The following is a 21119-nucleotide window of genomic DNA, read 5'->3' as shown; positions in this document are numbered from 1 at the left end:
CTTAATTCTTCCCCCCCGTCGCGACTTCCGTCACGTTGTTGCCGCGTGCGATGCGCACGACCGGTCCGGCGCCCGGAATGCCGGATGCGCCGTTGCTGCCGCCATTGCCCTCGACCGGCTTGGCCGGCACGGTGCTGCGCTGGTAGCGCGAGATGTCGGCACCCGTGGAAAAGCTCGCCCGGCCTTCGATCGGACGCGCCGACACGCGGGCCAGCATCGCCTTTTCCGCAGCGGGATCGCCGCCTTCCGGAACGCTCACCTCGCCATCGGCAATCGCCTGCTCAAGTTCGCCCGCGCTGTCGGCCAGCGAGCGCAGCGACAGCGACAGCGAACCCACGGTCTGTGCGACCGCCAGCTTTTCGGCGATGCGCGGCGTGGCTTCGACCGTGACCGTCGAATAGGTTTCGACGACCGTCTTGCCATTGTCGTCGGTCGTCTTGTCGGTGCGCTGGTCGGTGGCGAGCACGCGAACATTGCGCAGGATTGTCTCCGACACCTTGAGCGGCGGACCGTCGCCGCCGCCGGCGACCGATTGCGTCAGCACGATGTCGATGCGGTCGCCCGGGAACACGAAACCGGCCACCGCCGACTGTGCGGAAACGGGCACGGTGACCGCGCGCATCCCCGGCCCGAGCGCCGCGGCCAGGAAGCCGCGATCGCCGGGCTTGACCAGTGACCCCTGGGTCACCGGCTGGCCGGCGGGGATCGCGTAGCGCACAACGGTGCCCTGTAGCTGCTTCAGGTCGGCGTTGGTGCCCTTAATGTAATAGGCGCCTTCGATCAGTTCGGCCGGCCAGGGCTGAAACTTCAGCGCGCCGGCATCGAGGATGGTGCCGACCGGCAGCGCGCGCGCGGCGACCAGCACCTCGGGGCCCTTGACCTTGACGACGGGTGCGCCGTTTGCGACCGCTTGCGGCGCGGGCGTGCCCGACATCAGGTTGCGGGCCATGAACGCCGTGATCGCTGCCACGATCAGTGCACCCACCAGCAGAATGATCTTTCTTCCATCCATGACGCAAAGGGCCTTTCAGTCGCCGGGCCGGTTGATCCAGCGTTAAGCAATCACCCGAAATGGTTAAGATACGGTTCGCGCAGCGCGATCAGGCTCGCCATGGCGATCGCGACGCCGTAGGGAATCTCGATCGCGCCCTCGCGCTTGCGCAGCCATTTTTCGAGCATCAGCACCGCCGTCAGCGCACCGCCGAGCAGCGACATCAAAATCAGCATCCACACGAGGGGCTCGATGGGCAGCCACAGCGCCAGCGCACCGATCATCTTGACATCGCCGCCGCCCATCTGGCCGAGCGCGAAAACCAGCACAAACATCCCGAACACCGCGGCGGCCACGCCGACCTGCAGCGCGATGTCGGGCCAAAGCGCGCGGCCATTGGCGACCCACCACGCGATCGCGAGCAGCGCGATCGCCGCGTTCTTCCAGTTGGCGATCGTGCGCTGGCGTGCGTCCTCGACGCCCGCCGACACGAGCAGCAGCACGAGGCTGACGATCAAGATCAGGTTTACGATATTCCCCACCGGACAAATCCCTAGACGGAACGGCTTTCCAAAACGTAACCACCGTGCATGGCCGATGACCGAACCCTTTGCCGCACGGTGCCCGAGGGCGCCCGGATCGATCGCTGGCGCGCGCCCGACGGGTGGGACCTGCGCCGGTTCACCTGGCCGGCTGCGTCCGATAGCGCGCCGCGCGGCAGCATCCTGTTCCAGGGCGGGCGCGGCGACATTTTCGAGAAATATCTGGAGACGCTCGACCATTGGCATAGGCGCGGCTGGCACGTCACCTCGTTCGACTGGCGTGGGCAGGGCGGATCGGGTCGGCTGACCGACAACCCGCATTGCGGCCATATCGACCGGTTCGAACAGTTCATCGACGACCTGGCGGTGTTCTTTCGGCAGTGGGTGGCACAGACGCCCGCGCCGCATGTCATCATGGGACATTCGATGGGCGGGCACCTGGTGTTGCGCGCGCTCGCCGAGCAACGGATCGCGCCCGCTGCCGCCGTCCTGATCGCGCCGATGCTCGGGCTGCACGGGCCGATCGGCCCGCGCTTCGCCGAATGGCTGGCCCGGCGGCTGGGCGGGGTCGGCAATCCTGCCCGTCCGGCGTGGAAGGGCAACGAGAAGCCCTATACCACCGACACCCGCGCCGCGTTGCTGACCGACGATGCGGATCGTTATGCCGACGAGATCTGGTGGCAGACCGAGAAGCCGGAGCTGCTGACCGGCCCGCCGAGCTGGAACTGGGTGATCGAAGCGTTCGCATCGACCCGCAACCTGCGCGATCCGGCGATGCTGGGCGGGGTCCGCGTGCCGACGCTGATGCTGATCGCCGACCACGACAAGCTGGTCGATCCCCGCGCGGCCCACGCGACCGCCGCGCGGCTGCCCGACAATCGGGTGGTGCGGTTCGGGCGCGAGTCCGCGCATGAAATCCTGCGCGAGGTCGACGCCGTGCGCAATCGCGCGCTGGCGGAAATCGACCTGTTCCTCGACGCGCGTGCCCGATCCGGGGCTGATTCCGTCGCGGTGATGGCATGACGGCATTCGACGTCGCGATCGTCGGTGGCGGGATCGCCGGGGCGAGCGTCGCGGCGGAACTGGCCCCGCATGCAAGAGTCGTCCTGATCGAGGCGGAGGATCAGCCGGGCTATCACGCGACCGGCCGTTCGGCGGCGTTCTGGTCGGAAACCTATGGCGGGCCGGGGGTTCAACCGCTGACGACCGCGTCGGGGCCCTGGCTGCGCGATCCGCCCGCCGACGTTGCCGATGCCGGCTTCCTGTCGGCGCGCCGCGAACTCTTCATCGGCAGACAGGCCGACGCGCCCCTGATCGACGCCATGGTCGCGACCTTCGCCGACGTCGGGCTCATTTTCCAATCGGTCGACCCCGCCGCGTTCGTGCCGGGACTGCGCCCCGACTGGCGGCTGGGGCTGCTCGATCCAAGCTGCTGCGACATCGATGTGGGCGGGCTGCACGGGGCCTATCTGCGCACCGCGCGCCGGCACGGGGTGCACATCCTGACTTCAGCGCGGCTGATCGCGGCCGCGCGGGCGGGCGCGATGTGGCACCTGGAAACGACCGGGGGCACGGTCGCCGCGGGGATATTGGTCAACGCAGCGGGTGCATGGGCGGACGAGGTGGCGGCGCTGGCCGGCGTGCCGCCGGTCGGCATCGCTCCGTTGCGACGGACCCTGGCGCAGTTGCGGGTCGAGCCGGGGGCGCCGTCCGACATGCCGCTGATCCGCGACGTACGCGACCAATTCTACTTCAAGCCCGAAGCCGGCGGCCGCATCTGGCTGTCGCCGCACGACGAAATCCCCGATCGGCCGCGCGACGTCGCGCCCGAGGAGATCGACGTCGCAGTGGCGATCGACCGGCTGGAGGCGGCGGTCGACTGGCGGATCGCGGCGGTCGAGCGCCGCTGGGCGGGGCTGCGCAGCTTCGCGCCCGACCGGCTGCCCGTCTATGGCTTTGACGACGCGCGGCCCGGCTTCTTCTGGTTTGCGGGCCAGGGCGGGTTCGGCATCCAGACCGCGCCGGCGGCGGCCAAGCTTGCCAAGGCGCTGATCCTGAACGCGACGCCCGAACCGCTGGTGCGCGACGTCGATGCCAGCGCCTATCTACCCGCCCGGCTGGCGGCTGCGTCGGCATGACCGCCGGTTGACGTCGGCGCCGATTGCGTCGATCCTTCCCGTGCCGAAACGATGAATCGGGGGCGATGCGATGGCGCACAAGTTCGTGATCGAAAAGAACAAGGCCGGCGAGTTCGTCGCCAAGTTCAAGTATAATTCGGAACTGATCTGGTGGACCGAGGGCTATGCCTCGAAGGCCAGCGCGCGCAATGCGATCGAGTCCGTCCTGAAAAACGGTCCTGGCGCGCCGGTCGAAGAGGGCGACTGACCGCCATCTTCGATTCGCCGGTCAGCCGGTCGGGCTGGACCTTGCGGGTCGGTCCGCGACTGCATCGGTCACGCGCTTCACGTCCTGCGACCGTGCGCGCGGCAGGATCAGGATGTCGTCGCCGTCGACGATGACCGCCAGCCCCTCTACCCCGAGAACGGCGACGCGTGCGCCCCCGGCGAGCACCAGGCAGTCGCGGCTGTCGATCGCCACGACATCGCCACGACACACATTCCCGGCGTCGTCGCAGGCGCTGATGCCGTGCAGCGCGTCCCAGCTGCCGACGTCGCTCCATTCCATGCCGACCGGAACCACCGCCACCTGCGGCGCCTTTTCCATCACTGCATAGTCGATCGAAATCGACGGCGCCGACGCGATCGCATGCGCATCCGGGTGCAGCAGCGCGCCATCGGTGCGCGGCACCGCCATTGCCCGGCGCGCGGCATCCGCAACGTCGGGCGCGTGGGCATCCAGCGCGTTCAGATAGGCGCTTGCCCGGAACAGAAAGATGCCGCCGTTCCAGGCATGGCCACCGGCAGCGAGCATCGCGTCCGCCCGCTCGCGCGACGGCTTTTCGAGGAAGCGGTTCACGCGGAACGTGCCTTCGCCCAGCGGCGCGCCGATCTCGATCCAGCCATAGCCGGTTTGCGGCGAATCGGGCGTGATCCCGAACGTGACCAGCCAGCCATCGTCGGCCAGGTCGCGCGCGCGCCCGATCGCGGCATGAAACGCGGCGACATCCCGGATGACATGGTCGGACGGCATGACGAGCAGGATCGGGTCACCGTCGACCGCGAGAGCCGCGAGCGCGATGGCCGGCGCGGTGTTGCGCGCCACCGGCTCGAGGATCACCGATGCGGCGTCGACGCCGATCGCAGACAGCTGGGCGGTGACCAATGGCGCATGACCCTGTGCCGCGACGACGATGGGTGCCGCGAAGCCGGCGGAGACCGGCACGCGGTTGACGGTCGCCTGGAGCATCGTCTCGGTGCCGTCGAGGGCAAGGAACTGCTTGGGCATTTCCGGTCGGGAAAAGGGCCATAGCCGGGTGCCCGATCCCCCCGACAGGATAACAGGGGTAATCGGTTCGCGCCCCGGTGAGGATGTCATTGCCCGTCAGACTCCGTGTGTTGCATCGCAGCAGCAACGCTTTGCTGATATGGAAGGTCCCTGGGCGTGTCGAGGGTGCGGCGCCGGCTTCGACCCCGCGCGCACTCCGATCGCCGCATCATCCGCGCGCCGGCGATGTCCTGCCGGCCGCCACCGCCAGTGCAGCGTCGCTGGCCAGCCGGTCGGCGCGATCATTGTCGGGGTGGCCGGCATGCCCCTTGACCCACTGCCATTCGACGCGATGCGGTTCGGCGGCGGCGAGCAGCTGCTGCCACAGTTCGGCATTCTTGACCGGCTTGCGGTCGGCGGTGCGCCAGCCATTGCGTCGCCAGCCGTGGATCCATTTGGTCAGGCCGTCCATGACATAGCGGCTGTCGGTGGTCAGCTTGACCCGGCAAGGCTTGTTGAGCGCGCGCAACGCCTCGATCGCCGCCATCAGCTCCATGCGGTTGTTGGTCGTCAGCGGCTCGCCGCCCGACAGCTCGCGTTCCTTGTCGCCGAACCGCAGGATCGCGCCCCAGCCGCCGGGACCCGGATTGCCCTTGCACGCGCCATCGGTGGCGATTTCGACCAGCGGCAACTCGGTCATGCGAGCGTCCGGGTCAGGCCGGCGAGGTTCGGATCATAGACGCGCAGCCGCCGCCAGAAGGCGAGCGGGTCCTTGCGCGTCACCAGCGCATCGGCAGGCGTGTTGAGCCAGTCCCATGCGCGCGAAAGGGTGAAGCGGATGCACGCGCCGACCGCTAGGTCGCTGAACGCTGCCCGCTCGGCCCCGCTCAGCGGGAAGTGTCGGGCGTATCCGGCGATCAGTGCATCACCGACCGCCGCATCGTGGTGCGTGCCGCTGGCGTCGAACGACCAGGCGGCGTGCATGATCGCCAGGTCGTACAGGCGGATGTCGGTGCAGGCGAAATAGAAGTCGATCAACCCGGTGATCGCGTCGCCCAGCATCAGGACATTGTCGGGAAACAGGTCGGCATGGATGGCGCAGCGGTCAAGCCCATCGCGATCCCAGGTTGCTGCGAGGTCGCCGATCGCGAAGCCGAGATCGTGGTGAAGCCCCGGCGCGATTTCATCCAGGCTGATGCCGCAACGTTCATACAGCGCGCGCCAGGTCGGCTCTCCCATCGAATTGACGCGATCGCCGGTGAAGTCGGCGACGGCGGCGTGCATCCGCCCCATTGCATCGCCCGCCGCCAGTGCCTGGGCCGGGGTGGGGTGGGACAATGACACGCCCTTCAGGAAGCGGATCAGGCAGGCGGGACGCCCGGCCAGTTCATGAATCGCCTGGCCCCGACGGTCCTTGATCGCCGGCGGCACCGGCAGGCCCTTGGCCGCCAGATGATCGAGCAGCGACAGGAAATAGGGCAGGTCGTCCGCCGACACCCGCTTTTCATAGAGCGTCAGGATGAAGCGGTCGCGCGTGGTTTCGACCAGGTAGTTGCTGTTCTCCACCCCCTCGGCAATGCCCTTGGCCGAGACGAGATCGCCGACATCGAATCGGGTCAGGAACGCGCCGAGCGCCTCGGCGGACACATGCGTATAGACGGCCATCCGGCGCTGCGACGCGCGTCAGGCGGCTTCGAGCCCGCGCGGCAGCCGAAACGCGATCGCCTCGCGCGTCACTTCCACCTCGCGCTCGGTCACATCGAAGCGGCTCGCGATCGCATCGACGACTTCGCGAACCAGGATCTCCGGGGCGGACGCACCGGCCGTGATCCCCAGCGTTCGCACCCCGTCGAGCCAGGCGAAATCGAGATCGGCGCCGCGCTGGATCAACCGCGACGGCGTGCCTTCACGCTCGGCGACCTCGACCAGCCGGAGCGAGTTGGACGAATTGGGCGCGCCGATAACCAGCACACGCTCGCATGATGAGGCGATCGCCTTGACCGCCGCCTGGCGATTGGACGTCGCGTAGCAGATATCGTCGGCCTTGGGCGCGAGGATCGCGGGAAAGCGCGCCTGGAGCGCCGCGCAGATCGCCGCGGTATCGTCGACGGACAGGGTGGTCTGGGTCAGGTAGGCGAGGTTTTCCGGATCGGGCACGTCGAGCGCCTCGACATCCTCGACCGTTTCGACCAGCGACATGCGGCCGTCGGGCACCTGGCCGAAGGTCCCGATGACTTCGGGATGGCCGGCATGGCCGACGAAGACGATGTGGCGGCCGGCGGCGACCAGGCGCTCGGCCTGGCGGTGGACCTTGGAAACCAGCGGGCATGTCGCGTCGAGATAGGACAGCCCGCGTGCCTCCGCCTGGGCGGGAACGACCTTCGGCACGCCATGCGCGGAAAAGACGACGGTGACGCCGTCGGGCACTTCATCCAGCTCGTCGACGAAGACCGCGCCCTTGGCCTTCAGGTTCTCAACGACATAGCGGTTGTGAACGATTTCGTGCCGGACATAGACGGGCGCGCCGTAGCGCGCGATCGCCAGCTCGACGATCTGGATCGCGCGGTCGACCCCGGCACAAAAGCCGCGTGGCGCGGCGATCAGCAGGTCGAGTTGCGGCTTGGCGTCGGTCGTCATGGGCCAGCGTCTACGCGATTGCTTGCGTGGGCGAAAGGCGGTTCCTATGGTGCGCCCCGTTCCGGGCCGGGTGCCGACGCCCCCGGCCTGTCCAGTGTTGCGGCATTCCGCGCCGAGTTTGATGAGGGTTCCTGCCAGTGAAGTTCCGCCCGATTGCGCTTTGTGCCCTCACCGCGATGCTGGTGCTGGGCGGTTGCCGGCGCACCGGCGACCTGGAAGTCGAGGGCGGGGTGGGCGTCACGGCAGTGCGGTCGGCCTGCCCGATCGCCGCGGTGCCCGCGGGTACCGGCGACATCACGCTGTTCAATCCTGCGGGCAGCACCGATTCGCGCGCGATCGACGTGACGGCGATCATCACCAATGTCCGCGCCGAATGTGGTCAGACCGGCAACGAGATCGTCAGCCGCCTGACCTTCGATGTCCAGGGCAGCCGCCAGAACGCAGACGGTGCGCGTGACGTGACGCTGCCCTATTTCGTGAGCGTCGTCCGCGGCGGCACGCAGGTGGTGTCGAAGCGGGTCGGCAGCGTGACGCTGCGTTTTGCGCCCGGCGAGGCACGCACAACCGCAAAGGGAGACGGAACCGCCGTCATCGACGCGGCCGCCGCCACCCTGCCCGATGAAGTCCGCGCCGAGCTGACCCGTCGCCGCCGCGCGGGCGATCAGGATGCGGCGATCGACCCGCTCAGCACGCCGGCGGTGCGCCAGGCGGTGCTGAGCGCGACGTTCGAGGCGCTGGTCGGCTTTCAGCTGACCGAGGCGCAGCTGCGCTACAACGTCACGCGCTGAGCGCCGCCGCGCGGCGGTTTGCGCCACGTCGCCGGATTTGCCGCGAATGCCAGATTGACTCGGTTGCTGCGCCGCGTCATGCGTAAGCCCGTCGATGGCGGGCAACCGGCATGGGCCGCGCGGGAGAGCGTGTCGTGACCGGTCACGGGAACGGCGCCGCCGAAGGAGCAACCGCCCCGGAATCTCTCAGGCAGACGGGACCGCGCGGACCAAATCGACACTCTGGAAAGCGCCCCGGACCCGATCCGGGGCCACCGAAGGGGTAACCCGGGTACTCGCCCCGGGGAAAGCTCTCAGGTTCCGTGACAGAGGGGGCGATGCAGACCGGGCCGCAGCGGCGGCAGGGATACTGTGTCGATTGTCCTCCTGCCTGCATGGATGTGCCCGATGAGCGATCTCGACCTTCAGGATGCGGATGACGACGCGGCGGTCGCGCTCGACCGGCTGCCGCTCGACGCCTGGCACCGCGCGCGCGGCGGCCGCATGGTGCCGTTCGCGGGCTATGAGATGCCGGTCCAGTATGACGGCATCATGGCCGAGCATCTGTGGACGCGCGAATCCGCCGGGCTGTTCGATGTATCGCATATGGGCCAGCTGGTGATTTCCGGCGAGGGCGCGGCGCAGGCGCTGGAGGCACTGGTGCCCGGCGACATTTCCGCGCTGAAGCCGGGGCGGGTGCGCTACACGCTGCTGCTTGCCGAAAATGGCGGCGTGCTCGACGACCTGATGGTCACGCGGCTGACCCCGGCTTCGTCCCCGTTCGTGTCGAGCAGCGTCGAGACACGCTTCTCGACTTCGCTCGAAGCGAACGGCGAAGTGGGTGACGCGACAAGCGAGGCGCTCTACCTGGTGGTCAACGGCGCGACCAAATGGGACGACATCGCCCATCTGCGCGAATTCCTGCCCGACGAGATCACGCTCAATCACCTGGACGAGCACGCTCTGCTGGCGCTGCAGGGGCCGAAGGCGGTCGATGCGCTGGCGCGGCTGGGGCTGGTCCCGGTCGCGGTCGAGGGCGCGCCGGTCGAGCGGCTGACCTTCATGCAGGCCGCGACGTATCGCTGGCAGGGCGTCGAGCTGCACGTCTCGCGCTCGGGCTATACCGGCGAGGACGGCTTCGAGATTTCGGTGCCGGCCGATGCCGCGGTGGCGCTCGCCGATGCGCTGTGCGCCGAGCCGGAGGTCAAGCCGATCGGGCTGGGCGCGCGCGATTCGCTGCGGCTGGAGGCCGGCCTGCCGCTTTATGGCCATGACCTCGATCCCGACACGACACCGGTCGAGGCGGACCTGACCTTTGCCTTGTCGAAGAAGCGGCGCGAGGCGGGCGGCTTTGCCGGTGCCGAGCGGATCGCCGCGCAGCTGGCGCAAGGCGCGGCGGTCAAACGCGTCGGCCTGGTCGTCGAGGGGCGCCAGCCGGTGCGCGAAGGCGCCGAAGTCGTCGACGCCGACGGCCGCGCGATCGGCCGCGTCACGTCGGGCGGATTCGCGCCGACGGTCCAGAAGCCGATCGCGATGGCCTATGTGCCCGCCGCGCTTGCGGCTGCCGGCACGATGGTGACCCTCGCCCAGCGCGGCAAGTCGCACCGCGCCGAAATCGTCGCCATGCCGTTTGTCCCCCATCGTTACGTTCGTTGAGGAGCCCGCCCATATGAGCCGATACTTTACCGAAGACCATGAGTGGATCGATGTCGACGGCGATGTCGCCACCGTCGGTATCACCGATTACGCCCAGGGCCAGCTGGGCGACGTGGTGTTCGTCGAGGTGCCCGAGGAGGGCAAGGAATTCACCAAGGGCGATGACGCTGCGGTCGTCGAATCGGTCAAGGCCGCGTCCGACGTCTATGCGCCGGTGTCGGGCACCGTGCTGGAGGGCAATGCGGCGCTCGAGGACAATCCCGGGCTGGTCAACGAGGATCCGGAGGGCGACGGCTGGTTCTTCAAGCTGACGCTGAGCGATCCGTCCGAGCTCGACGAGCTGATGGACGAAGGCAAATACGAGGCGTTCGTCGCGAAACTGTGATCCGGCGTCGCCCCGGCGGAGGCCGGGGCTGCTTCGACATCGAAGCACGCGCCCGCTGCTTGCGGCTCCGGCCTCCGCCGGAGCAACGGGAAATCATATGCGTTACCTGCCCCTGACCCCGGCCGACCGCGCCGCCATGCTCGCCACCATCGGTGCGGCCACCATCGACGACCTGTTCGTCGACGTGCCGGCGGAAGCCCAGCTCGACGGCCCGATCCACGGCCTGCCGATGCATGCCAGCGAGATGGCGGTCGAGCGCCATATGAAGGCGCTGGCGGCGAAGAATCTGGTCGCGGGCGACGTGCCCTTCTTCCTCGGCTGCGGCGCCTATCGCCATCATGTCCCGGCGACGGTCGACCACCTGATCCAGCGCGGCGAATTCCTGACCGCCTATACGCCCTATCAGCCGGAAATCGCGCAGGGCACGCTGCAGATGCTGTTCGAGTTCCAGACTCAGGTCGCGCGCCTGTTCGGCTGTGACGTCGCCAACGCGTCGATGTACGACGGGTCGACTGCGTGCTGGGAGGCGATCACGATGGCGCGCCGGGTGACCCGGCGGGCCAAGGCGATCCTGTCGGGCGGGCTGCATCCGCATTACGTCTCGGTCGCGCGGACGATGGCGAAGTTTACCGGCGACGACGTGGTGACTGCCGTCCCGACGCTCGATCCCATGCCCGACACTGACGATCTGATCGCACGGATCGACGACGATACGTCGTGCGTGGTCGTGCAGTATCCCGACATTCTCGGCCGGATCGGTGACCTGACCACGCTCGCGGCGGCGTGCCATGCGAAGAAGGCGCTGCTCGTCGCGGTGGTGACCGAGCCGGTGGCGCTGGGTGCGATCCGCGCTCCCGGCGAAATGGGCGCGGACATCGTGGTTGGCGAGGGCCAGTCGCTGGGCGTCGGGCTGCAGTTCGGCGGGCCGTATGTCGGCCTGTTCGCCTGCTCGGAAAAGCTGGTGCGCCAGATGCCTGGGCGGCTGTGCGGCGAGACGGTTGATGCCGATGGCAAGCGCGGCTTCGTGCTGACGCTGTCGACGCGCGAGCAGCACATCCGGCGCGAAAAGGCGACGTCGAACATCTGCACCAATTCGGGGCTATGCGCGCTCGCCTTCTCGATTCACATGACGCTGCTGGGCGAGGCGGGGCTGCGCCGGCTGGCGGCGATCAATCACGCGCGTGCGGTGCAGGTGGCCGAGCGGCTGGTCGCGGTGCCCGGTGTCGAGCTGGTCAATGATGCGTTCTTCAACGAATTCACCGTGCGCCTGCCCGTCACGGCGCGACCGCTGGTCCGCCAGCTCGCCGAACGCCGCATCCTGGCCGGCGTGTCGCTGGGCCGGCTTTATCCCGACGAGCACGCGCTCGACCACGGGCTGGTGGTCGCGGTCACCGAAACGGTCACGGACGAGGACATCGACGCCCTGGTGGCGGGCCTGACGGAGGTGCTGGCATGACGATCAACGCAAGCGGATGGCGCCCGGCGATCGGCGATGGCGGTGCTGCCGGCAGCGCGACCTATACCGGCAACCGCGCGCTGATGCTGGACGAGGCGCTGATCTTCGAGATCGGATCGACCGAGACGACCGGCGTCGACCTGGCCGACGAGCGTGCGGTGAACTCGCGCCTGGGCGGCCTGGACCGCGCGCGGCCGATCGGCCTGCCGGGCCTGTCGGAGCCGGAGACGGTGCGCCACTATACCCGGCTCAGCCGCCAGAATTACGCCATCGATCTGGGGCTCTTTCCCCTGGGATCGTGCACGATGAAGCACAATCCGCGCTTGAACGAGCGGATGGCCCGGCTGCCCGGCTTTGCCGACATCCACCCGCTCCAGCCGGTCGACACCGTGCAGGGCGCGCTGGGCGTCATCAACGAACTCGCCTTCTGGCTGATCGACCTGACCGGGATGCATGGCGTGGCCATGAGTCCCAAGGCGGGCGCGCATGGCGAATTGTGCGGCATCCTGTGCATCAAGGCGGCGCTGGAAGCGCGCGGCGAGGGCAATCGCCGCGTCATCCTGGTCCCGGAGAGCGCGCACGGCACCAACCCGGCGACGGCCGCCTTTGCGGGGTTCACGGTCGAGGATATTCCGGCGACGCCGGAGGGCCGCGTCGACGTGCATGCGCTCGAGCGGCGGCTCGGCCCCGATGTCGCGGGGGTGATGATCACCAACCCCAACACCTGCGGCCTGTTCGAGCGTGACCTGAAGCGGATCAGTGACGCGGTGCACGCCGCCGGTGGCTATGTCTATTGCGACGGCGCGAACTTCAATGCGATCGTCGGGCGGGTGCGTCCCGGCGACCTGGGCGTCGACGCGATGCACATCAACCTGCACAAGACCTTCTCCACCCCGCATGGCGGCGGCGGGCCGGGTTCGGGGCCGGTGGTCTTGTCAGAGGCGCTGTCGCCGTTCGCACCGCTGCCCTACACGGCGCGGACCAAGGACGGGTACATCCACCTGATCGAGGAAGAGCGCGCCGAAGAGTTCTCGAACGAACATTTCGGCGGGCGGCTCAACAGCTTCGGGCGGATGACCGCGTTCCATGGCCAGATGGGCATGTTCACCCGCGCGCTGACCTATATCCTCAGCCATGGCGCGGACGGGCTGAAGCAGGTCGCCGAGGATGCGGTGCTCAACGCCAATTATGTGCTGCGCAGCCTGGAGGACGTGATGGACGCGCCGTTCGCGGCGTCGGGCCCCTGCATGCACGAGGCGCTGTTCAGCGATTCGAACCTGGCCGAGGGTTTTTCGACGCTGGATGTCGCCAAGGGGCTGATCGACGAGGGCTATCACCCGATGACCGTCTATTTCCCGCTGGTCGTCCATGGCGCGATGCTGGTCGAGCCGACCGAGACCGAGAGCAAGGCGGCGCTCGACCAGTTCATCGGCGCGCTGCGATCGGTCGTGCTGCGTGCCAAGGCGGGGGATGCGAGCCTCAAGTCCGCCCCGCATTTCGCGCCGCGCCGCCGGCTCGACGAGACGCAGGCTGCGCGCAAGCCGGTGCTGGCCTGGAAGGACCCCGCGCCCGCCGAAGCGGCGGAATAGGCCGGCAATGGCCGATTCGCTGCCCTGGATCGCCGCCGAAGCGGGCACCGAGGCGCGCAAGCATGCGCCCGCGACGCTGCGCAACCGCGAGCCGATCGCCGATGCGCTCGCCGACCTGTTGCCCGCCGGCGGCACGGTGCTGGAAATCGCTTCGGGCAGTGGCGAGCATGTCGCCTATCTGGCCGGCCGCTATCCGGGCCTGCGCTGGCAGCCGAGTGATCCCGATCCAGCCGCGCTCGCATCGATCGCGGCATGGTGCGAAGGACTGAAAAATGTCGCGCCGCCGCTCGAACTCGACGCCGCCGCGCCGGTCTGGCCGACCGCGGCGGCGGACGCGATCTTCTGCGCCAACATGGTCCATATCGCGCCGTGGGAAGCCGCGCTGGGGCTGATGGCGGGCGCGGGGCGCGTGCTGGCACCGGGCGCGCCGCTCATTCTCTATGGTCCGTTCACGCGCGCCGATGTGCCGACCGCGCCGTCCAACCTGGCGTTCGACGACTCGCTCAGGTCGCGCGACCCCCGATGGGGCCTGCGCGCGGTCGAGGCGATGGACGCGGTGGCCGACCAGCACGGCCTGGCGCGCGAACGACTGCTCGAGATGCCGGCGAATAATCTGATGCTGGTGTGGCGGCGGAATTAGGACGGGTCGGTTTCTAAGGGCTGTCACTTTTTCCAATGCTTCCCGACTGCTCATCCTGAGTAGCCGCTGAGCTTGCCGAAGCCTGTCCTGAGCGCCTGCCTTGGCAGGCAGTCGAAGGGCGGCGTATCGAAGGACGAGAGCGCGGGTGTGTCCTTCGATACGCGCCTTCGCCTTCGGCAAAGCCGAAGCTTATCCTGAGCGACGCCGCAGGCGGCGTCGAAGGGCTCAGTCGCTACTCAGGATGAGCGGTTGGGGTAAGGCACGGTGTGATTCCACCCTCATCCCCCCACCGGCGGCGTCGTTGCCCGCCGCAACCTGTGTTCGCGCCACACGATGTAGAGCCCGCTCGCGACAATGATCGGCGCGCCGATCGCGGTGCTGATACCGGGCAGCGCGGCAAAGATCAGCCATCCATAGAGCGTCGACCAGATCAGGCTGGAATAATCCATCGGCACGACAGCGGAGACGGGCGCGAAGCGCAGCGCCGCGGTCAGCGCGATTTGGCCGATGCCGCCGACGATGCCGATCGCGGCCAGGATCGCGAAGGTCAGCGTGTCGTGCGCCGCGGCGACCATTGCATAGGCGATGCCAAGCGGCGGCAGCGACAGGAGCGAGAACCAGAACACCGTGGTGCCCGCGGCTTCGGTCCGGCCGAGCTGGCGCAGCTGGATCGACACGATCGCGACGAGCAACGCCGCGGTCAGCCCGATCGCCGCGTCGCTGGCAGCGACCCCGCCCGCGCTGCCCGGGTGTGCGACGATCAGTACGCCGATGAAGCCGACGATCACCGCGCCCCAGCGATGCACCCCGGTCGGCTCGCGCAGCACCAGCGCCCCCAGGATCGTCGCGAAAATCGGAACGGTGAATGAAAAGGTCGTCGCTTCCGCCAGCGGCAGCACGATCACCGCCAGGAAATTGAACACCATGCCGCTCAGCCCGACGATCGTGCGCCCGGCATGCGCGCCGATGCGGCGGGTGGAGATGCCGCGCAGACCTTCCGCCCCCGCCGCGATGAAGATCAGCACGATCGGCAGCGACGCGAGCTGGCGGAAGAAGAGGATTTCGGCGAGGTGCGCGCCGCGCAGCTCGACCAGCTTGATAAGCGCGCCCATCGTGGCGAGGCACAGGACCGCGATCAGGCGCAGGCCAAGGCCGGTCAGGATGCGGTCGGCGGGCATTGTCTGGGCCTTGGGACTCTAGTTCAGCTTTGCTGAGCGGGCCGGGTCCGCATCTTTTCAGCGTGCTAAAACAACCCCTAGGCGGATCGGCCGGACCGAACAACCCGCTTGCCCCGCGCGGCCATGGCGTTAATCCCCGCGGGCATGATCAAGCACGCTTTGCCCGTCACCCGTCAGGCCGATTTCGCCGCCTGGTATCAAGCCGTCATTTCCGAAGGCGACCTGGCCGAGGAATCGGGGGTGCGCGGCTGCATGGTGATCCGGCCGTGGGGCTATGGCATCTGGGAGCGTATCCAGCGACTGCTCGACGATCGCATCAAGGCGACGGGGCACGAGAATTGCTATTTCCCGCTGTTCATTCCGCTCTCTTATTTCGAGAAGGAAGCCGAGCATGTCGACGGCTTCGCCAAGGAAATGGCGGTCGTCACCCATCACCGGCTGATCCAGCAGGACGGGCGGCTGGTGCCCGACCCCGCCGCCAAGCTGGAGGAGCCTTTGGTCGTCCGCCCGACCAGCGAGACGGTGATCGGCGCGGCCTTCAGCCGCTGGATCCAGTCGTGGCGCGACCTGCCCGTCCTCATCAACCAATGGGCCAATGTCGTGCGCTGGGAAATGCGCACCCGCATGTTCCTGCGCACCAGCGAGTTTCTGTGGCAGGAGGGGCATACCGCGCACGCCAGCGAAGCCGAGGCGCGCGAAGAGACGATGAAGATGCTGGAGGTCTATCGCAGCTTCGCCGAGGAGTGCGTCGCGCTGCCGGTGGTCGCGGGTGAAAAGCCCGAGCATGAGCGTTTTCCGGGCGCGGTCGCGACCTATTCGATCGAAGCGATGATGCAGGACGGCAAGGCACTGCAGGCCGGGACCAGCCATTTTCTGGGCACCAATTTCTCGGCTGCGCAGAATATCCGCTTCCAGAATGCCGAAGGGCAGCTGGAACTGGCGCAAACGACCAGCTGGGGCATGTCGACCCGCATGATCGGCGGGCTGATCATGGTGCACGGCGACGATGACGGCCTGCGCGTGCCGCCGCGCGTCGCGCCGTGGCAGGTGGTGATCGTGCCGATGCTGCGCGACGGGCCGGAGGATGAGGCGGTGCTCGCCTATTGCCGCGAGCTGCAGGCCGAGCTGGCCGCGCTGTCGGCGTTCGGCGAGCCGGTGCGTGCGCTGCTCGACCAGCGGCCGGCCAAGGCCGCGGTCAAGCGCTGGGGCTGGGTCAAGAAAGGCGCGCCGGTGATCGTCGAGGTCGGCGGGCGCGACGTGGCGGGCGGCAATGTGTCGGTCGTGCGGCGCGACCGGCTGTATCGCGACGACGGCAAGCTCGACAGCGCGATCCTCGCGCGCGGCGATTTTGTGGGCGGCGCGGCGGCGATGCTGGCCGATGTCCAGCATTCGCTCCATTCGCAAGCCCGCGCGCGGATGGACGCGAACATCCGCCGCGACGTCACCGACTTTGCCGGGATCGAGGCGCATTTCGCCGAGGGCAACCGCTATCCCGGCTGGGTCGAGGTGAGCTGGTGCCGCCCGACCGGCGCGGCGCTGGCGCAGGTGGTCGAGCGGCTGAAGGCGCTGAAGCTGACGGCGCGCAACGTGCCGAGCGATGCTGAACCGGCCAGCGGCATTTGCATCTTCACCGGCAAGCCAGCGGTTGAGCGCATCTTGATCGCCCGCGCCTATTGATCGTCGCCCCGGCACAGGCCGGGGCCGCTGGCAGTGGTGTGCGATGTGGTGAGCGGTCCCGGCCTCCGCCGGGACCACGCGGGGGCGCTTGGCACCCGGCGCGATGGCCGCCTATAGCGGGGCGCTGTTGAACCAGGCGTCGACTTGGGCGCGCTGCGCCGGCGACATCACCAGTCCCAGCTTGCTGCGGCGATCGAGCGCGTCGGCGGCGTCGTGCGCCCATTCGCGCGTCCGCATCCAGCGCAACTCGACCTCGGTCAGGCCGTGGCCGAAATCGCGGCCCATCGCAGCCTCGCTGTCGATGCCGTCCAGCATCTCGATCAGCATCGCGCCATAGGCGCGCGCCATGCGATTCGACCGCGCATCGCCCAGGAATGGGTAGCGCCGTCGCATGTCGGCAAGAAAGGTGTCGAACCTGCCAATGTCGCCCCCGGGCAGCGGGCGGGTGCGCGACACCGGCCGGACGGTCGTGCCGATCGTCGAGGCGAGCTTGCCCATCGCTTCCTCGGCGAGATGGCGCGCGGTCGTGATCTTGCCGCCGAATACCGACAGCAGCGGCGGGCCGCTCGTGTCGAGTTCGAGCACATAGTCGCGGGTGATTTCCGACGCGGCGTCGGCACCGTCGTCATAGAGCGGGCGCACCCCCGACCAGGTGGAGGTCACGTCGGCCGGCGTGATCTGGCGCGTGAAGTAGCGGTTCACCGCCGCGCACAGATAATCGATCTCGTCGCCGTCGATCACCGCGTCCTCGGGCGCGTCGACCGGCACGTCGGTGGTGCCGATTTCGGTGAAGCGGTCGAGATAGGGGATGGCGAAGACGATCCGCCGGTCGGGCTGTTGCAGGATATAGGCGTGGTCGCCGTCATACAGGCGGGGCACGACGATGTGGCTGCCCTTGACCAGCCGCACGCCGGCGGCAGCATTGACGCCGAGCCGCGCAAGCGTGCTCGCCACCCACGGCCCGGCGGCGTTGACGATGGCGCGTGCCGTGACGCCGTGCCCATCCGACAGCTCGGCACGCCACAATTCGCCTTCGCGCCGTGCGCTGACCAGCGCGGTGCGGGTTTGCACCGTCGCGCCGCACGCCGCGGCGTCCATCGCGTTGAGCAGGGTCAGGCGCGAATCGTCGACCCAGGCGTCCGAATAGACGAAGCCTTTGCCCGGGCGCTTGAGCGGCGCGCGATAGGCGATGTCGGCGGCGCGCAGGCCGCGCGACTTGGCCAGCGTCGATTTGCCGCCGATCCGGTCATAGAGCACCAGCCCCAGCCGGATCATCCACCATGGCCGCAACTGGTGCTCATGCGGCAGCACGAACGCCATCGGGTGGATGAGGTGCGGGGCGATCGCCACGAGTCGCTCGCGTTCGGCCAGCGCCTCGGCGACCAGCTTGAACTCATATTGCTCGAGATAGCGTAACCCACCATGGATCAGCTTGGTCGACGCCGACGACGTGTGGCTGGCCAGGTCGTCGCGCTCGACCAGCAGCACCTTCAGCCCGAGCAACGCCGCCTCGCGCGCGATCGCGCAACCGTTGATGCCGCCGCCGATGATGAGCAGGTCGTGGGTCACATGCCCTCTATTATCATACAAATAATTGCTGACAATCTGGACTGTGGATCAGGGGCCATCTGTGCCACTAGCGGCATATGTCCAGCCGCAGCAACCTGCCGACCCGCCAGCAGATCATGGATTTCATCGCGTCGAGCGACCAGCCGGCCGGGAAGCGCGAGATCGCGCGCGCGTTCGCGCTGCGTGGGCCGGACAAGATCGCGCTCAAGGCGCTGCTGAAGGACATGAGCGACGAGGGGCTGATCGACGTGGCACCCGGCCGCGCCTTTCACAAAATGGGCGGGCTGCCCAAGGTGACGGTCCTGCGCATCGTCGATGTCGACGACGGCGGCAATGTGTGGGCGATGCCCGAACGCTGGGAAGCCGAAGGCGTGCCCGAACCGCGAGTACGCATTCGCGAGCGCGGGCGTTCGGCGCTGGCGCCGGGCGACCGGGTGCTGGCACGAACCGAGGAAGCCGGCAAGGGCTGGATCGCGCACCCGATGAAGAAGCTGGCGCGCGGCGAGGCGCTGATGCTGGGCGTCGTCCATGCCGAAGGCGGCAAGCACTGGTTGCAAGGCGTCGAGAAGAAGGAGCGCCGCGACTTCCCGATCTCCGACCTGGGCGGCGCCGAGGTCGGCGACCTGGTGCTTGCGGAACGGGCGGGACGACCGCCACGCATGACGGCCAAGGTCGTCGAACGGCTCGGCGATCCGTTCGCGCCGCGCAGCTTCTCGCTGGTCGCGATCCACAAGCACGGCATTCCCAACGTCTTTTCCGACGAGCTGCTGGCGGAGGCCGGGGAGTCGGCGGCGCGCGAGCTGGGCGAGGGGCGCGAGGATCTGCGCGCGCTGCCGATCGTCGCGATCGACCCGGCCGATGCGCGTGACCATGACGATGCGGTCTGGGCCGCGCCCGACGATGATCCGGGCAACCCCGGCGGCTGGCGCGCGATCGTCGCGATTGCCGATGTCAGCTTCTATGTCCGCCCCGGCTCGCTGCTCGACCGCGAGGCGCGCAAGCGGGGCAATTCGGTCTATTTCCCCGACCGCGTGGTGCCGATGCTGCCCGAAATCCTGTCGGCGGACGTGTGTTCGCTCAAGGAGGGCGTCGATCGCGCGGCGCTGGCCTGTCACCTGCAGGTGTCGGCGGCGGGGGCGCTCAAATCCTGGCGGTTCAGCCGGGCGGTGGTGCGGATCGTGGCCAACATCGCTTACGAGGACGCGCAGGCGGTGATGGATGGGGATGGGGCGGTGCCAGCAGCGCCGCGTCAGATGAATGACTCCAACCCCAACCCCTCCGCTGAAGGGGAGGGGCTCAAAGACATTCTCTCCCCGCTGTGGGACTGCTGGCACGCGCTCAACAAGGCGCGGGAGGCCCGCGCGCCGCTCGACCTCGACCTGCCCGAGCGGCGAATCGTACTGGACGAGAAGGGCCGGATCCTGTCGGTCGCGCCGCGCGAGCGCCTCGACGCGCACAAGCTGATCGAGGATTACATGATCGCCGCCAATGTCGCTGCCGCCAAGGCGCTGGAGGCGAAAAAGGCACCCGTCATGTATCGCATCCACGAACCGCCGTCGCGTGAGAAGCTCGTCGCGCTCAAGGACTATCTCAAGACCTTCGACATCGAATTCGCACTCGGCCAGGTGATCCGCCCCGCGACGTTCAACCACATTCTCGGCAAGGTCGTGGAGGCGGATCATCGCGCACAGGTGATGGAGCAGGTGCTGCGCACCCAGACCCAGGCCTATTACGGCCCCGCCAATCATGGCCATTTCGGGTTGGCGCTGGGAAGCTATGCGCATTTCACCTCGCCGATCCGCCGCTATGCCGACCTGGTCGTGCATCGCGCGCTCGTGGCGGCCTACGATCTCGGGCCGGGCGGGCTGGTGCCCGAGGATGCGGAAATGGTGCGCATCGGCGAGGTCATCAGCGGGCTGGAACGCCGCGCGATGGAGGCCGAGCGCGAGACGATCGACCGCTACGTCGCGGCCTATCTGTCCGAGCATGTCGGGTCGGTGATGGACGCGCGGATCACCGGGGTACAGAGCTTCGGCTTCTTCGCGACGATCGAGGGGGTGGGCGGCGACGGGCTGGTCCCGGCGCGCGACCTGGGCCGCGAATATTTCCGCTATGACGAAACCCGCCAGCAGTTGGTCGGTGACGAAACCGGCGCTGCTTTCGCGCTCGGCCAGCGCCTTTCGCTCCGCCTGGTCGAGGCCAATCCGGTGTCGGGTGCGCTCCGTTTCGAACTGCCCGACGGCAAGGGATCGGGATCGGATGCCGGCCGGCCGGGGCGCGGCCCGCGTGGTCCGCGCGAGCTGAAACGCCGCGGCCGGCCTGCGAACATCCGGCATCAGGGCCGCAAGCGGTAGCGCAGGATGGAACCGGACTGTCTTGACCCGCTCATCCTGAGAGGCTGCTGAGCTTGTCGATACCGGCCCGTTCGCTAAGCTTACTCCTTGCTCGGAGCGCGTGTTCTGCTCGCTGCGATTCAGGAATATTCCCGTCACCCCGAGCTTGACCCGGGGTCTCGCTGTTTCTTGCGCCGGATCAGGCAGCGGGACCCCGGCTCAAGGCCGGGGTGACGATGGAGAGATGGCGAGCTTTTGTAAAGGCGATTACGTATTTAACAAACCACGCAATCAGAAAGCTGGCCGTAAAGGCCT

General features: G+C 68.2%; 19 protein-coding genes and 1 riboswitch. Of the genes, 11 read left to right on the top strand and 8 right to left on the bottom strand.

Translation table 11 applies throughout. From position 1 onward, the window contains the following. Window position 1 precedes the first annotated feature (1 nt). Both cpaB and AX676_RS11605 read right to left on the bottom strand, forming a co-directional pair. Window positions 2-1012 (bottom strand): Flp pilus assembly protein CpaB, encoded by a 1011-nt coding sequence (gene cpaB / locus AX676_RS11610; protein WP_066481053.1) that lies wholly within the window; start codon window positions 1010-1012, stop codon window positions 2-4. A gap of 50 nt (window positions 1013-1062) precedes the next feature. Then, entirely contained in the window at window positions 1063-1533 is a 471-nt protein-coding gene (locus AX676_RS11605) for an A24 family peptidase (protein ID WP_197417117.1), read from the bottom strand. Between the two features lie 48 nt (window positions 1534-1581). On the opposite strand from AX676_RS11605, the gene AX676_RS11600 reads away from it, so the two are divergent. The 3 genes from AX676_RS11600 to AX676_RS17395 all read left to right on the top strand — a co-directional run bounded on the left by AX676_RS11600 (window position 1582) and on the right by AX676_RS17395 (window position 3918). Beyond that, entirely contained in the window at window positions 1582-2556 is a 975-nt protein-coding gene (locus tag AX676_RS11600; RefSeq protein ID WP_066481052.1) for an alpha/beta fold hydrolase, read from the top strand. Then, window positions 2553-3671 (top strand): NAD(P)/FAD-dependent oxidoreductase, encoded by a 1119-nt coding sequence (locus AX676_RS11595; protein WP_066481051.1) that lies wholly within the window; start codon window positions 2553-2555, stop codon window positions 3669-3671. The genes AX676_RS11600 and AX676_RS11595 overlap by 4 nt, the downstream gene beginning before the upstream one ends. 70 nt (window positions 3672-3741) lie before the next feature. Then, entirely contained in the window at window positions 3742-3918 is a 177-nt protein-coding gene (locus AX676_RS17395) for a YegP family protein (protein ID WP_082731011.1), read from the top strand. Window positions 3919-3939: 21 nt separating this feature from the next. Here AX676_RS17395 and AX676_RS11590 read toward each other — a convergent pair whose 3' ends face one another. From AX676_RS11590 to ispH, 4 genes are all read right to left on the bottom strand, one after another. Continuing rightward, window positions 3940-5028 (bottom strand): mannose-1-phosphate guanylyltransferase/mannose-6-phosphate isomerase, encoded by a 1089-nt coding sequence (locus tag AX676_RS11590; protein WP_082731012.1) that lies wholly within the window; start codon window positions 5026-5028, stop codon window positions 3940-3942. A 118-nt stretch (window positions 5029-5146) separates the two neighbouring features. Next, window positions 5147-5617: a ribonuclease HI gene (gene rnhA, locus AX676_RS11585; RefSeq protein ID WP_066481048.1), complete on the bottom strand. Its 471-nt coding sequence runs from the start codon at window positions 5615-5617 to the stop codon at window positions 5147-5149. Further along, the gene (thrB, locus tag AX676_RS11580; RefSeq protein WP_066481046.1) at window positions 5614-6582 is read right to left on the bottom strand and encodes a homoserine kinase; all 969 of its coding nucleotides are present in this window, start codon (window positions 6580-6582) and stop codon (window positions 5614-5616) included. Before thrB ends, rnhA begins: the two co-directional genes overlap by 4 nt. An 18-nt stretch (window positions 6583-6600) precedes the next feature. Beyond that, a complete protein-coding gene (gene ispH, locus AX676_RS11575) occupies window positions 6601-7554 on the bottom strand; it encodes a 4-hydroxy-3-methylbut-2-enyl diphosphate reductase (RefSeq protein WP_066481044.1) in 954 nt (317 codons plus the stop codon). Between the two features lie 137 nt (window positions 7555-7691). On the opposite strand from ispH, the gene AX676_RS11570 reads away from it, so the two are divergent. From AX676_RS11570 to AX676_RS11545, 6 genes are all read left to right on the top strand, one after another. Further along, complete coding sequence (locus AX676_RS11570) at window positions 7692-8342, top strand: hypothetical protein (RefSeq protein ID WP_443025996.1); 651 nt, start codon at window positions 7692-7694, stop codon at window positions 8340-8342. 110 nt (window positions 8343-8452) lie between these two features. After that, a riboswitch (glycine riboswitch) is annotated at window positions 8453-8555 on the top strand. Window positions 8556-8729: 174 nt separating this feature from the next. Then, the gene (gene gcvT / locus AX676_RS11565) at window positions 8730-9977 is read left to right on the top strand and encodes a glycine cleavage system aminomethyltransferase GcvT (protein ID WP_066481042.1); all 1248 of its coding nucleotides are present in this window, start codon (window positions 8730-8732) and stop codon (window positions 9975-9977) included. Between the two features lie 13 nt (window positions 9978-9990). Next, window positions 9991-10362, top strand: a complete 372-nt coding sequence (gene gcvH, locus AX676_RS11560) for a glycine cleavage system protein GcvH (RefSeq protein ID WP_066481040.1) — start codon at window positions 9991-9993, stop codon at window positions 10360-10362. A 97-nt stretch (window positions 10363-10459) separates the two neighbouring features. Beyond that, the gene (gene gcvPA / locus AX676_RS11555) at window positions 10460-11818 is read left to right on the top strand and encodes an aminomethyl-transferring glycine dehydrogenase subunit GcvPA (RefSeq protein ID WP_066481035.1); all 1359 of its coding nucleotides are present in this window, start codon (window positions 10460-10462) and stop codon (window positions 11816-11818) included. After that, window positions 11815-13407, top strand: a complete 1593-nt coding sequence (gene gcvPB / locus AX676_RS11550; protein WP_066481033.1) for an aminomethyl-transferring glycine dehydrogenase subunit GcvPB — start codon at window positions 11815-11817, stop codon at window positions 13405-13407. The genes gcvPA and gcvPB overlap by 4 nt, the downstream gene beginning before the upstream one ends. 7 nt (window positions 13408-13414) lie before the next feature. Next, window positions 13415-14047 (top strand): DUF938 domain-containing protein, encoded by a 633-nt coding sequence (locus tag AX676_RS11545; RefSeq protein ID WP_066481029.1) that lies wholly within the window; start codon window positions 13415-13417, stop codon window positions 14045-14047. A 278-nt stretch (window positions 14048-14325) separates the two neighbouring features. Here AX676_RS11545 and AX676_RS11540 read toward each other — a convergent pair whose 3' ends face one another. Then, a complete protein-coding gene (locus AX676_RS11540) occupies window positions 14326-15225 on the bottom strand; it encodes a DMT family transporter (RefSeq protein WP_066481133.1) in 900 nt (299 codons plus the stop codon). Window positions 15226-15369: 144 nt separating this feature from the next. On the opposite strand from AX676_RS11540, the gene AX676_RS11535 reads away from it, so the two are divergent. Further along, on the top strand, window positions 15370-16902 hold the full coding sequence (locus AX676_RS11535; protein WP_066481136.1) for an aminoacyl--tRNA ligase-related protein: 1533 nt from the start codon (window positions 15370-15372) through the stop codon (window positions 16900-16902). Window positions 16903-17013: 111 nt separating this feature from the next. Here the strand turns inward: AX676_RS11535 and glpD are convergent, their stop codons facing one another. Continuing rightward, the gene (glpD, locus tag AX676_RS11530; RefSeq protein ID WP_066481129.1) at window positions 17014-18471 is read right to left on the bottom strand and encodes a glycerol-3-phosphate dehydrogenase; all 1458 of its coding nucleotides are present in this window, start codon (window positions 18469-18471) and stop codon (window positions 17014-17016) included. 77 nt (window positions 18472-18548) lie between these two features. On the opposite strand from glpD, the gene AX676_RS11525 reads away from it, so the two are divergent. After that, entirely contained in the window at window positions 18549-20825 is a 2277-nt protein-coding gene (locus AX676_RS11525; protein WP_066481128.1) for a ribonuclease R family protein, read from the top strand. Window positions 20826-21119 lie beyond the last annotated feature (294 nt).

This window comes from Sphingomonas sp. CCH21-G11, from assembly GCF_001555965.1.
In the GTDB taxonomy this organism is placed as follows: domain Bacteria; phylum Pseudomonadota; class Alphaproteobacteria; order Sphingomonadales; family Sphingomonadaceae; genus Sphingomonas.
Note: the sequence above shows the minus strand (reverse complement) of the source record. Positions and strands in the feature narration are given on the sequence as shown.